At 68.8% G+C, this 13122-nt stretch carries 11 protein-coding genes and 1 pseudogene; 7 read left to right on the top strand and 5 right to left on the bottom strand.

Features of this window, described 5'->3' with window-relative positions; all coding sequences use genetic code 11:
- Positions 1 to 123: 123 nt before the first annotated feature.
- Positions 124 to 1632 carry a hypothetical protein gene (locus OG730_RS00225; protein ID WP_327302150.1) on the bottom strand — a complete coding sequence of 503 codons (1509 nt, stop codon included), beginning with the start codon at positions 1630 to 1632 and terminating at the stop codon, positions 124 to 126.
- A 272-nt stretch (positions 1633 to 1904) separates the two neighbouring features.
- Between OG730_RS00225 and OG730_RS00220 the strand changes: the two are divergent.
- Positions 1905 to 2165: pseudogene (locus OG730_RS00220) on the top strand (transcriptional repressor LexA); the annotation flags it as partial.
- Positions 2166 to 2298: 133 nt separating this feature from the next.
- Positions 2299 to 3798: an HNH endonuclease gene (locus OG730_RS00215; RefSeq protein ID WP_327302149.1), complete on the top strand. Its 1500-nt coding sequence runs from the start codon at positions 2299 to 2301 to the stop codon at positions 3796 to 3798.
- A 423-nt stretch (positions 3799 to 4221) separates the two neighbouring features.
- Here OG730_RS00215 and OG730_RS00210 read toward each other — a convergent pair whose 3' ends face one another.
- From OG730_RS00210 to sigK, 3 genes are all read right to left on the bottom strand, one after another.
- Positions 4222 to 4623, bottom strand: coding sequence for a GvpU-like protein (locus OG730_RS00210; RefSeq protein ID WP_327302148.1), 402 nt, complete (start codon positions 4621 to 4623; stop codon positions 4222 to 4224).
- 356 nt (positions 4624 to 4979) lie between these two features.
- Positions 4980 to 5726, bottom strand: coding sequence for an anti-sigma factor (locus OG730_RS00205; RefSeq protein WP_327302147.1), 747 nt, complete (start codon positions 5724 to 5726; stop codon positions 4980 to 4982).
- A complete protein-coding gene (sigK, locus tag OG730_RS00200) occupies positions 5723 to 6307 on the bottom strand; it encodes an ECF RNA polymerase sigma factor SigK (RefSeq protein ID WP_327302146.1) in 585 nt (194 codons plus the stop codon). Before sigK ends, OG730_RS00205 begins: the two co-directional genes overlap by 4 nt.
- 365 nt (positions 6308 to 6672) lie before the next feature.
- Between sigK and OG730_RS00195 the strand changes: the two genes are divergently transcribed.
- The 3 genes from OG730_RS00195 (at position 6673) to OG730_RS00185 (ending at position 9466) form a co-directional block, all read left to right on the top strand.
- Complete coding sequence (locus tag OG730_RS00195) at positions 6673 to 6912, top strand: chaplin (protein ID WP_327302145.1); 240 nt, start codon at positions 6673 to 6675, stop codon at positions 6910 to 6912.
- Positions 6913 to 7142: 230 nt separating this feature from the next.
- The gene (locus OG730_RS00190) at positions 7143 to 8723 is read left to right on the top strand and encodes a molybdopterin-dependent oxidoreductase (protein ID WP_327302144.1); all 1581 of its coding nucleotides are present in this window, start codon (positions 7143 to 7145) and stop codon (positions 8721 to 8723) included.
- Positions 8724 to 8809: 86 nt separating this feature from the next.
- Positions 8810 to 9466 carry a fasciclin domain-containing protein gene (locus tag OG730_RS00185; RefSeq protein ID WP_327302143.1) on the top strand — a complete coding sequence of 219 codons (657 nt, stop codon included), beginning with the start codon at positions 8810 to 8812 and terminating at the stop codon, positions 9464 to 9466.
- Between the two features lie 430 nt (positions 9467 to 9896).
- Here OG730_RS00185 and OG730_RS00180 read toward each other — a convergent pair whose 3' ends face one another.
- Positions 9897 to 10778 carry a DUF4394 domain-containing protein gene (locus OG730_RS00180; protein WP_327302142.1) on the bottom strand — a complete coding sequence of 294 codons (882 nt, stop codon included), beginning with the start codon at positions 10776 to 10778 and terminating at the stop codon, positions 9897 to 9899.
- Positions 10779 to 12109: 1331 nt separating this feature from the next.
- Between OG730_RS00180 and OG730_RS00175 the strand changes: the two genes are divergently transcribed.
- On the top strand, positions 12110 to 12466 hold the full coding sequence (locus tag OG730_RS00175; protein WP_327302141.1) for a DUF6479 family protein: 357 nt from the start codon (positions 12110 to 12112) through the stop codon (positions 12464 to 12466).
- A gap of 60 nt (positions 12467 to 12526) precedes the next feature.
- Positions 12527 to 13033, top strand: coding sequence for a DUF4383 domain-containing protein (locus tag OG730_RS00170; RefSeq protein WP_327302140.1), 507 nt, complete (start codon positions 12527 to 12529; stop codon positions 13031 to 13033).
- Positions 13034 to 13122: the final 89 nt, after the last annotated feature.

The following is a 13122-nucleotide window of genomic DNA, read 5'->3' as shown; positions in this document are numbered from 1 at the left end:
CGTCAGGCCCCCCCGTGCACGACGCCCAGGAGCACGCTCTACCAGGTCGGTGCCTACATTGGCCCGATGTCTGGCTCTCCGATCCCTCGCGACTACCAGGCCATCCGGGTGTGGCGCGGTGCGTCACTCGCTCTTCGGTAGAAGGGCACGCAGTCGTGGGTAGCGGGCGAGGAGCCGGGCCAGGTGGGTGCTGAGGAGGCCCGGTTTGAGGACGGCGGTGACGTGGGCGGACCAGAAGTCCTCCACGGTGCGCCTGGCGTGTGCCTGGGCGTCCTGGGACGGCGTGGTCTCGTCGTCGTCGGGAAGATGCCGTCCGTAGACGGGGACTACCTCGAGGCGGGCGGCGCGCAGCGCACACAGGCGGTGCTGGCCGTTGGTCAGCCTCTGTTGACCGGAGTCCCACCGGATGGGGCCCCTGCCGATGAATGAGCGAAACCAGGCGCGGTCGCGGTCGCTCAGGTGCTCGGCGTCGTAGTGCCGGTCCTGTTCGTCGCTGTCGGGTTCGGCGCGGGCGAAGGCGAGCACCGTCTCGGAGACGGCCCTCCAGTCGTCGGCCTGGTGGTAGGGGCAGGCGGCGAAGTCCTGCTCGCCGAGCTGGGTGAACAGTTCAGCGTGGGCGGTCTGGCTATGGCTTTTGGGGTAGGTAGCGGCCAGGTCCTTGGCCCGCTCGCCGTAGGGGCACTTGAACAAGCCGTGAGGCCAGGGAAGCTGGGAGGCTGCGACGGGTCGGATGCGGGTGACGCCGTCCAGGTGGAGAGCCCGCTGGGTGGGGTTGCTGAACCTGCTGGGGTACAGCGCGGCCTCGGACTCGGGTGGCTGCGGCCGTAGACGGGCGTCGGCGTGCTGCTGCGCGGTGAGGTCGGGTTCGGTGGCGCCGGCCAGCTCGTAGAAGGGGCCCTCGTGCCAGGCTTCGTCCTCGTCGGAGCGGCGACGTTCCGGGTTGGGCTGGACCAGGACGGTCACCGGGATCTCGGGCAGCACGAGGATGCCGGACAGGCCGTGGACCGAGGCGAGCGCAAGGCGGCCGCGCGCCCAGGTCGGATCGTTCAGTACGCCGCCGAGGGCTTCACCGGTGAGGTGGCCGATCCACTCGACACGGTGAAATCCTTCGTCGATGCGCATGTCCCACGTCGGGTGACGCAGGGCATGGATCTGCAGGTAGTCACCGACCATGACGGTATGGGCCGGCTTGTCGAACACGGCTGCCCGTTGCCGGGGCGGCCGCGACTTGGACGAGCTGCCCGATGGTATGAGGTCTGGGCCTTGGAGGCTGCTGCGAAAGGGGCGGGGACCTTCTGGAAAGTGGCCTCCGGTGAAAAGCGGCTCGGGCATTTTGGGCCACCAGGGATGAGTGGAATCCCAGCGAGCTCGGTCGCCATCCACCTCGCCGAGGGTCCACTGATCACCCTGGCGCAGCATGACCGGGCCCGGCATGCCGTGGCAGAACACGACCGCGATCTGCCGGGCAGCCCGGGTCCGCAAGCGCGTGGAGTCCGGAGCCAGAAAGCCAATGTCGGATATGAGCTCCACCCGCTCGATCCGGGCGAACCCCTCGCCCTCCGGCACGCCGTCGACAGCCATCCGCTCCGAAGCGATCTGGAGGTAGTCCCCTGGGCAAAGCGCAGTACTCATGTGCGGAACGGTCAATTCCCCCACCCCCGATGCGCCGCCTCGCGATGCGGCAGTCTGTGATCTCCCTGTGTATACCGCACCGGACCGACCCGTCCTGCCCGGTCTCGTTCCGACCGACGTTTCCCGTACGGAGCGCGGCCGAGCAGGTCGTCACCCGCTTTCCAAGAGCGTCATCAGCGGGATAGGAACAAATACGCCTCCATGCGAAAAAATGTTCCATTTGTCGAGGGGTGGGGCTATTGTCCATGGAAGTAAGATCGCTAGGGGGCACCATGAACATCACCCACTTCCGGCCGGGCCGACCGTCGGGCATTCGCCCAGGCTCCGATGGGCTCACCGACAGGCAGCGGAACATCGTCGACTACATTTCCCGCGCAGTCGCCGATCGCGGATACCCGCCGTCGATGCGCGAGATCGGCAAGGCAGTCGGACTTTCGAGCACCTCCAGCGTCGCGCACCAGCTCCTCGCACTGGAACGAAAGGGCGAGCTGCGTCGCGACGCTCATCTGCCCAGCGGCTCGCCGGCGACGGAGTCGAGTACCGAGCGCAAGAACTGAAGGGTTCTGGTGCCACTGCGCCCTGCCGGTGCGAGAACGCCAGCCCCGGCGAGGTAGTCGAACTCGCGACGATGCCGCCCCAGGTGACGAGCGGCTTGCTCGGGACCCAGTGCAACCGGCACCGGACCCAGCAGAACGCCCCCACACGCCGTGCCGATGCCTCTCGTACCCCCCGCACTTCAGCGAAGCAGAGACCGACCACCCCGACATCGCCCAGTGGTGTTCCACCATCCTGGCCGGCGACACCGCCCGCCTACTGCTCCTGGAACCCCACTGGTCCGGCAAGTCCCACACCGCCTACGCCGGGCTGCGCCGCCTCCTCACCGCCGGCTACCGCGAAGAGAACATCACCGTCCACCAGGCCCACGAGCACGGGCGCAGCTACGACCCCAGCATGATCGAGAACACCACCCCCATCACGGTCATCGACGACCTGCCCCTCTCCAACGGCCTGATGCGCGAAGCCAAGGTTCCGCTGAAACCCGGCTCCGGCGACGTCCAGGCCATGACGGCCCTGGAAGCGGGAGCACTCGCAGACGCAGTCACCCGCCTGAGCCTGCTGCCGCGGCGCTCCTGGCCTCTGATCGTCTCGAACCTCGACTGCCTCACCGAGGCAGCCGGCCAGGAGGCCACCGACCGCCTCGTCGCCGTCGCCGAGCAAGCCGAGCTCACCCCCGCCCCCGCCCGACCCTGCGCTGGTAACAGCCGGACAACCCGCAGTGACCTGGACTACGCTGCGCGCTGTTGTCAGGGGAAGGACGGGCGCGCTGTGGCCAAACGGATGAACGGCTCCGAGAAGAACCGCAAGGAGCCGGTGTCCGACGTCGCACGCCGTCTGTGGGCGTTCTCCGGCAACGAATGCGCCTGGGGCGACCCTCACTGCTCAACGCGCCTGGTCACGGATGAAGGCGCCTGGATCGGCAAGATCGCCCACATCATCGGAGCCGAGCCCGGCAGCGCCCGGCACGAGGCATGGGACGGCAAGGACGCCGAACAGTTGCGGGACTTCGACAACCTGATGCTGCTGTGCGGGAACCACCACGACCTGATCGACAGCAGCGTCACCCGGCGCAAGTACACCGTCGAATACCTGCGGGCAGTCAAAGAGAAGCACGAGGGCAAGTACCGGTACACAGTCGACGACATTGAGGCCGAGTTCCGGGACACGGTCAACGCTTCCCTGGTGCGACCCGCCACCACCATGCGCCGCTTCTTCGCCTGGGAGGACGCCAACCAGGATCCGGAGGACGAACAGGACACCCTCGAACTGGTCAACCGCTTCGCGGGACGCGTCGGCGGCCTCACGCGGAGGGCCCGACAGGTCCTCGCCCTCGTGGTGCACGAGCAGACCACGGACTTCGAACTGGTGATGAGGCGCTTCTCGGCGGACCGTACGACGCTGCTCAGCGTCGTACACGAGCTCCAGAAAGCCGAGATGGTCTACCTCCACGACGAGGAGCACGACGAGGACCGCGGTCAGCTGTCCCTGCTCGGTGGTGCTCTGGAGGACGTCTACGAGATGTGGGACGAGTTCCGGGGCTTCTGTCTTGACCAGGACATCGACTTGAAGGAGGTCCTGGTGGACCTCAACTTCTCCCGCCTGGACTGAACGGTGGCATCTCCTGGCGCCTGGGCGGCCAGGCGAGTTCGCCCGCCGCATGGTCCTGTTCACTCGCCCGGCCCTCACCACACCCCCGGGCACACCCCTCGTGGCCGCGCCTCGCGTCTAGGCCGCCGGATGAGCTCTCGGTCCGGCGCGAGGGGGTGCTCAGCGCATGCTGGCGCCGTAGGTGTCGGTGTGTCGCCAGGTGTGGAGTTCCCTGGTGGGGGCCGGCCAGATTTACGTGCTACGAATCGGGCTGACCAGTTCAAAGCATGCCTCCCTGGTCATGGCGATGCCTCCCCACAGGGGGAACACGTACCGGCGGCTGCGTCGGGCGCCGCGCATCCCGGCGGCACTCGCCAGGCCCGTTGGTAGATTGCTGACGAACACCGCCCCCACTGGCGCCCTCCGGTCCCGGCAGCTCGGGTGTCAGGAAGGGATCGACAGTGACCAGCCGACGACGTCGGCGAGGCGTCCGCGCCACAGGGCGTAGTGCATCGTCTGGTTCGACGATCCGGTCAGGAAGCGGGCGTCCTGCAGGTGGATCCAGCGTGGCAGCGGATCGGCTCCGCCACCGGCGCCGGCACCAGGACTGGCGGCGGCGGCCCGCTCTTCGTGGAGGACTTCGTCGATCAGCTTCGGTAGCCGGGCCAGTGACGTGGCACCGGCCCCGGGTAGTTCCCTCAGTTCGGATTCCCATACCTGGACGTACGCGTGGCGGCTGATTACGTGGCCGTAGATCACGCCGCCGGGGATGTTCAGGGAGACACCGAAGTGGGAGCGGTCCTCTTGGTCTTCCTCCACGAGGCTGACCAGCATCTGCAGCTCCATGTCCAGGAGCGGTTCCGCTGATCCCGGGCGGCGCACACCGCGTCGCTGGTCGTTTGTCTCTGGCTGGTCGGGCATGGGTGTCCTCTCGAAACGGGCCGGGCCACTGAGGGTCTGGCTCACAACCGGGGAATCAGTAGTGACTCCTGACTGCCCTGATCCACCCGGTCACACTCACTCCCTGACCCACAGGCTGCGAGGCGGTGCGGTGCTGCGGCCTGCCCTAGTCCGTTTAGTGCTGCCAGGTCGCGATGCCGCTGCGGGCGCGGGCCGCCATCACGGTCCTCAGCCGGGTCGCCAGCGAGCTGGGACGGATGGGGCGGAGCTCGGGAGGTCGTGGTGCCGGATTGGGCGGTGGGTCAGGTGGGGAGGGCAAGGAGGAGCAGGGCGGTGGTGGTGGGCTGGGGGGAGCCGCCGGCGGGTTCGAGGGTGAGGCCGATGGCGCGGGCGCCCGCCCGATCTCCTTGCATGACGGTGGCGCCGTCGTGGGGGAGGAGTCCTGCGGGGCGCATGGTGCCGTGGTCGTCGAACCAAAGCTGATACGTGTGGCCGGCTGGAGGGGTTGCCAGGCCGCTGCTGATGAAGGCGGCCTGATCGCGCGATGCCGAGGTGATCACCGTGGTGGCAGCTCCGGTGGTGGTGCGGCCGTGCACGGTCTGGGCGTCGGGGGCTGCCAGAACGGCGGCCACGTCCTGGGCCTGCCGGGTGGCCTGCTGAACTTGGGTTCGGGCTTGTTCGGTCTGCTGGTGTTGCCAGGCGGCGAGTCCGCCGAAGGCCGCTACGGAGGCGATGCTCGCGGCGATGACGAAGGGGCCGGCCTTACGCGTCAGGAGGGTGGCGAGCCGGACCGGGGCAAGGGGATGGGTACGCGGCGGCATCTGACGGACGGTGTCGATGTGGCGCAGGACTGTTTGCCTCATCGCGGCGGGCGCGGGCCGACTGGCCGCTACGGCCAGCCGTGCGGCGGTTGCTGCGAACTCGCCGACTTCCTGGGCGCAGGCTTCGCAGTGCCGCAAGTGTGTGGTGAAGGCGCGGTGGTCTTCGCCGGTGAGTGCGTCCAGGGCGTACGCGCCGGTGAGGGTGTGCAGAAGTTCGTCGTGTTTCATGTGGTCACCCCCATGCAGTCGCGCAGCCGGATGAGCCCGTCGCGCATTCGGGTTTTGATGGTCGGAAGCGGGGACCGCAGTGTTTCTGCGACCTCGCGGTAGGTCAGGCCCCGGTAGTAGGCCAGGGTCACGGCCTGGCGCTGCAGCTCGGTCAGGCCTCGCAGGCAGCGGCGTACCTGCTCGCTCTCCAGCCTGGTCTCGACCTGTTCGGCGACTTCGTCGAAGGGCCGTACCTGGTCGCGAACAGCTGTGGCGTGCTCGCGGTTGGCGGCGGCCTGGGCGGAGCGGACCCGGTCCACCGCCCGGCGGTGGGCGATCGTCGCCACCCACGTCATGACAGATCCCTGTTCCGGGCGGAACCGGGCGGCCTGACGCCACAGGTCGATCATCACCTCCTGCGCCACTTCCTCCGACTGGGCCCGGTCCCGGACGACTTTGACGGCGATACCGAACACGGTGGCGGAGACCGCGTCGTAGAGGACGGTGAAGGCGTCCTTGTCTCCATGACTCACTCGCTCCATCACCTCCTCCAGCCGCGTCCCGCCCGCCCCCGCGTTCCCGAACTGCAGCGGCTGTGTCATCGGCACCCCGTTGCGTATCGCCGCGTGCGCTGCCGCGGACCGGCGCCGTGGAGCGCCGCCCAGACCTTGCACTGTGATGCCATCGACCGCTCTTTCGCCGAGAGAAGGACCGGCCCTGGTCCATGCCGGGGCCGGCCTGTTCATTGCGCTGGTCTTGCATGTTCTTCGTAGCGGGCGCCTGCACGGATTGCTCCGCGCAAGGCAACGCCGCACACCGGTAGTCATCCGATCGAGCGAAACCGGCTGCCACCGGCCAGCCGCCCCGCCCGCACCACCGAAGCGATCACTGAGGCCTGGCAACAGGGCCTAAGCCAGGGCCCGAGCCGGGCCCCGGCCCCCGTTTCCGTGAATCCTTGGAGACAGTCATGTCCCGTGTTCTCAAGAGCGCTGCGCTGGCCCTCACCGTCGCGGCCGCCGTGCTCGGCGCTGGATCGGCGGCTTCCGCGGACGCCGGCGCGCAGGGTGTCGCCGCCTACGCGCCGGGTGTCGGCTCGGGCAACCTGATCCAGATCCCGATCCACATCCCGGTCAACGCCTGCGGCAACTCGATCAGCGTCATCGGGCTGCTGAACCCCGCCTTCGGCAACACCTGCATCAACGCCTGAGCGGCCAACATTCGCCGGCCCGCTGTCGCCAACGGGGAGGCAGGGGCCGGACGATCCCGCTCGACGCGCCCAGGAGCGCCAGAGGTACTCCCGCTCCCTGAGGGGTGAGCGCTGCTGAGGGGATCTGCTGCGGGCGGCGGTCGGCACCGCCACCCGCAGCACCGCCTGCCCCGGGCGGGAGGAATGACCTCGCAGGAAGAAGGACCAATCCGCCGGGCGGAGCTGAGCGAATGGGCAGTGTGAGCAACTTCCGCAAGTCCTTGGCCCGCGGTGCACTGGGCGCCGTGTCCGGTCTCCTGGCCGGGTACGCCGCCCTGGCGGTGGCGGAGCTGGTGGCGTCGCTGGTGCGGCCGCAGGCCGGACCGGTGACCGTAGTGGGCGGCGCGGCGATCGACCGGACACCGGCCGCGGTCAAGGACTTCGCGATCCGTACCTTCGGCGAGAACGACAAGCTCGTCCTGCAGCTCGGCATCCTCGCCACCCTGGGTCTGCTCGGCATTGTTCTCGGCATCGTCTCCCTGCGCTACCGACGTGCCGGAGCAGCGGGCGTGCTCCTCTTCGGCGTGATCGGCGCAGCGGCCTCCCTTACCCGGCCAGATAGCGGGGGAGTGGCGGACGCCCTGCCTTCGGTGGCCGGCGCTTTGGCAGGCGCGGCGATCCTGTACTTCCTGGCGGGAAAGCTGACCTCCGGCCCCACCTCCGCCGAATCGGGCACGGACGGCTGGTCACGGCGAGGCTTCCTGGTCGCCGCATCGGTCACGGGCCTCGCCGCAACGGGCGCAGGTGCCCTGGGCCGGACCCTGACAGGCCGGCGCGGCCAGGGCGCCGTCGCCTCCCGGACCGCCGTCGAACTGCCTGCACCCGCCTCCCCGGCCCAGCCCCTCCCAAAGGGAGTGCAGCTGAAAGCGGAGGGCATCAGCGCTTTCACCACCCCCAACAAGGACTTCTACCGCGTGGACACCGCTCTGGTCGTCCCCAAGGTCGACGCGGACACCTGGCGGCTGCGCATCCGAGGCAAGGGCGTCACCCGCCCCCGCACCTACACCTTCCAGGAGCTGCTGGAGCGTCCGCTCATCGAGCGGGACATCACCTTGACCTGTGTCTCCAACGAGGTCGGCGGCCCCTACATCGGACACGCCCGCTGGCTCGGTGTGCGCCTGGCGGACCTGCTGCGCGAGTGCGGCGTCAAGCCGCCGTCCCGGGGAGGCAAGGCCGATCAGCTGGTCGCCCGCTCGGTGGACGGCATGACACTGGGCTCACCGGTCGAGGACGTCATGGACGGCCGTGACGCGATCCTGGCGGTCGGGATGAACGGCGAACCGCTGCCGTTCGAGCACGGCTTCCCCGTCCGGATGCTGGTCCCCGGCCTGTACGGGTACGTGTCCGCCTGCAAGTGGATCGAGGACATCGAGCTCACGACCTTCGACTCCTACGACGCGTACTGGGTCAAACGCAAGTGGGCCCGCAAGGCCCCGATCAAGACGCAGGCGCGCATTGACACCCCCAAGCCCTTCGCCCGGCCCGCCGCCGGGACCGTCACGGTCGCCGGCGTGGCGTGGGCCCAGCACCGCGGTATCCGGCGCGTCGAAGTGCGGATCGACGACGGTCCCTGGCAGGACGCCGACCTGGCTCCGCAGGCCACCGTCGACACCTGGCGCCAGTGGTCCTACCCCTGGAAGACCACTCCCGGCGGGCACAACCTCACCGTCCGCGCCACCGACGGCACCGGCGAGGTACAGACCGAACAGCGCACCCGGACCATCCCCGACGGCGCCAGTGGCTGGCACAGCGTCTTCGTCACCGCCGGTTGACCCGCACCCAGACCGGCCGAGAAACAGTCGGCATCCCAGACCTTTCCTCCCTGCTCAACCCTTCGAAAATCAACAGGAGTTTCCACATGTCCAGCACGCTTCGTTTCCGTCGTACCGCCATCGCTGTGGCCGCCGCAGCCGTTCTGCCTTTCGCTCTGTCGGCCTGCTCCGACTCCGGCAGTGGCTCCGCGTCCGGTTCTTCTGCGGACAAGAGCAGCGAAGCTCCCGCCGCCTCGCAGCCCGCGACGCCGGACGCGTCGATGGCCGGGGACAAGCCGTTCGGTCCGGCCTGTGCCGGGGTTCCCGCCGACGGCGCAGGCTCCTTCGACGGCATGGCCAAGGACCCGGTCGCGACCGCCGCCTCCAACAACCCGGCCCTGTCCACGCTGGTCGCCGCGGTCAAGCAGGCCGGTCTGGTCGACACCCTCAACAACGCCCAGAACATCACCGTGTTCGCGCCGACCAACGACGCCTTCGCGAAGATCCCGAAGGCCGACCTCGACAAGGTCCTCGCCGACAAGGCCACCCTCACCAAGATCCTCACCTACCACGTCGTCGGCGAGAAGCTGACCCCGAAGCAGCTGGAATCGGGCTCCTTCGACACCTTGGAGAAGACCAAGCTCACCACCACCGGCTCGGGCGAGTCCTACAAGGTCAATGACACCTCCAGCGTGGTCTGCGGCAACGTCAAGACCGCTAACGCCAACGTCTACATCGTCGACACCGTCCTGATGCCGAAGTAACACCCCGATGTGACGGCTGGGATGTGACTTTGTGGGCCGGCCCCCTTTTCAAGGGGGCCGGCCCACGGGCTTGTCCGTCCGCAGCGGACCCCGTGCCCCGGGCGCCTTGGCCGTCCTGCCCGAGGCGTACCGCGTGCCCCGGGGTCCGTCTCGGGCCCAGGCGAAGCCCGCGGTGCCGGGCCGCCAGGCGCGCACGGTGATGCCGCCGAGCACGCCAGAGGAGGTTCACGCCGTCGCGGGTCAGTTTCGCCCTGCCTCAGGAACTGGGCAGGTCGCTGCCGTAGCGCTCCGCCCTGAACGGCAGCAACCCAACAGCCGTATGGGACTTGCACGACTGATTCCAGTCCGCCAGAAACCACCTTGTGCTGTGGGCCCGCACAGCGGTGGCAGGGCCGCCCCCAGGGCAGCCGCGCCAGAGGCCCGTGACGGGCTAGCGCTCCTGGTTCAGGGGCAGAGCGATGTCGGTGACCTGCTGCCGGTTCGGGAAGGCGCCTTGGTCGGTGGCCTTGCCGGTGAGGATGTTGATCTCGTACAGCCTGTAGGAGCTGCCCGTGCTGAGGGCGGCGAAGCCCTTGTTCGTGCCGGTCTTGCTGTTGTAGTAGATGTCGAAGCCGGCGTCCGGTACGGCGTTGATGCCGAGGTTTCCGGTGGGGGCGAGGGTGCCGGTGTTGGCGGGGGACTGCAGGGAGATCCGGTCGGCCATCGTGTCGAGGTCGAAAAGGGTCGTCGCGGTCGCCGCGTTCAGGTCGTTGTTGGTGTAGGCGGCGCCGGTGACGCCCATGGCGGTCGACGGCGGGGTGGTGGGGTTGGTCAGCGTGCCGTCGAGGGTGGTGCCCAGGGTGGCCGCGGCGTCGTCGATGTTGTGGCGCAGGTTCTGGCCGGTGTCGGAGATGACGCGCAGCCGGTTGGCGGCCGGGTTGAAGTCAACGCCGAACCGCGTGCCCGACAGGGCCACGGTGAGCTGGGAGACCTTCACGGCCTTGGCGTTGGTGGTGTTCAGCGTGTAGATGCCGCCGCGGTCGCCGACCCCGTAGAGCTTCTCGTTCTGCACCCGGAAGTCGATGCCGACGAGCTTGGTGTCACCCCGCAGACCGGACGCCTTGCCCACCACGCTGGTCTTGGACGGCTTGTCGACGTCGAACTCCACCAGCCGCTGGTCGGAGGTCAGCCCGATCGCGGTCAGGCCCCTGTGGTCCATGGCCGGGAGGGTCTGCGCCGGGGTGTCGATGTCGGACGCAGAGGCAAGCGCAGGGGTCGCGCAGGCCGCCGCGAGGACGGCGGAGAGAGCGATGACAGTGCTACGAGTACGCATGTTCACCTTTCGCGTGACTGATGGCCCGACCAGGGTGGTGGCAGGCCCGCGGTTACTTCGGAGGCGGCACGCTCGCGGACGGCCCTGGGCGGGAGAGATCACCCCAACGGCGCAGCCGGCGACGACGGCCACTTTGCACGTCACCACGCCCCCTGGTGCCGCTTCGCTCGCCACCGAGGCCACAAGCCGCCCAGAACAACGCCTGCACCGGGTTCTCGTACCAGCGCCTCAACCAAGCTCCCGAGGGCCTGATCAGCGCTGCTGCCCCCTGCATGTTGACGCGGTGCCCAGCCGCAGGGGGGATGATCGGTAACCGGGAGGTTCCTGCGACGGAAGGGGCGGGCTACCGGCGTGGGAGAGGCGCTAACGCGCAGCATCACGGACCCCGCCCAGGTGCAGGAGGGCCAATCCGACCGCCTTCCTGCCGCGAATCATTGGTGAGAGCTCGGGAGGCGAGACCAATGACCGACGAAGAGTTCGAACAGCTCATGGCGCAAGCACGAGCGGAGTCGCGCCGGATTGTGTTTCCCCCTCCGTCCTCCGACGACGACCGGGAGTACGCCTTCCACCCGCAGCACGCGGAATATGGAGGGTCTGCCCACTGATCCGGCGTGGTGATTCCGCCGTATACGACAGTGGGTTCGGGGCGCAAGGGCGGCCCGCAGAGCGTGGGCCTTCTGCTGCATCCGGGTGGCCGACATTTAGGACACCGTGTGGGAGATGGCCAGCCGGTGCCGGACCGTGTGTGCTGGTAGAGCCTGGTCGTCCCGGGAAGGACGGCTGCGGCTCACCGCCCCTCGCTCCGGGGCTTGCCGTCACGTCGCCGGTCTCTGAGCGGGGAGAGCGCACCAAGCCCCCGTACCGAGACAGACACCAGCGGGGACGAGATTGGGAATGCATCCGACGCGTGGAACAACCGACGTCGCGCGTAGCGGAGATGACTTCACTCGACCCGAGCACTCGGGCATGCGGTCTGGAGCACGCGTGCCCTGGCCGCGTCAGCCGGGCCTTCGTCCTTCTCACACCCCGGCCGCTCCTGGTACGCCCTCCTTCTGATCGCGCTCATCGCTTTGGACGGGCGCGCTGGGAATGGCTCGGCATCCCTCTGGCCGGCGCGGCTGTCTACATCCTGGGACCGACGCTCGATCCGGGGCGACACCTGCCTCCATCGCGTGCGGGGCCTCTGCGGGGCTCGTGCTGGCCATCACCTGGTCCTGTCACCGCAGTGCAGCGCCCGGCCGCAGGGCCCCCAACAGCACACCCCCTGCCGTAAGACTTCCGTATGACATATTTTCACCCTATTTCGAGGCTGGGCCTTCACCATGGATGGCATGGACACCAGCGTGCACAACCTGGCAGTGGACATGACCCTGACGAACATCGGGTGGTTCGGGATTGTCGGACTCCTCATCGTCGCCGTGCTGATCGCCGCGTTCGTCCTCGGCGGGAGGGTCCGGGCACACGAACCCCCTCCTCCCACACCCGACAGCCAGCCGCACCTCCCGGCCGGCGGGGCCGTCCACGAGGTGCGCGAGCAGCCCGAAGACCGCGAGGCGAGGGGCTTTCCCGCGGGCGGGCTGAGCCCCCACCAGATGGGCGGCTACGGCAACGGCGGCTCCACCACCCGCCCCCATCCCGAACAGGCCCTCTCCGAGGGAGAGTCCGCCGTCCACGGCCCCGGAGCCTGACCCCACTCCGGTGGGCAGGAGGGCCTGACACTCGGGGAGCACGAAGGAGGACTGATCCCCATGGCCACAGTCACGCAGAACCAGACCCGGCGCGGGCGCGGCGTCGTACTCGATGACCACCTCCCCCTCGACCACCGGCTGGGCCGCGTCTACCGCGGCGGCGCCGGCCTGATGGGTGCCCTTCTCGTCGTGTTCGGCGTCCTCGGGCTGATCGACCGGATCGGGTTCTTCAGCACCAGCGGAAGCATGGTGATGGGGCTGGGCAGCAACGGAGCGCTGAGCGCGGCCTCCGTCCTCGTGGGAGGCCTTCTGCTCGCGGGTGCCGTCATCGGCGGCAACACGGCCTCGACCATCAACATCGTCGTGGGCGTCGCCTTCCTCGCGGCCGGCTTCGCCAGCCTCGCCGTCCTGGACACCCGCTTCAACCTGTTCGCATTCCACATCCAGAACGTGCTCTTCAGCTTCGTCACCGGCCTGTTCCTGATGACCTTCGGCATGTACGGACGGGTCAGCGGATCCCTGCCCCACGACAACCCGTACTGGCGCTCCCGCCACCCCCGCACCTGAGAGGTCGGGGCACCCCCCAAGCGGCGCCGCGGTCACCCGGACGGCGCAGGACAGGCCCACGATCGCCGCCCGCGCTCGCCCGTATGACG

It is taken from the genome of Streptomyces sp. NBC_01298, from assembly GCF_035978755.1.
Lineage (GTDB): Bacteria > Actinomycetota > Actinomycetes > Streptomycetales > Streptomycetaceae > Streptomyces.
This window is presented reverse-complemented; position numbering and strand designations above follow the sequence as displayed.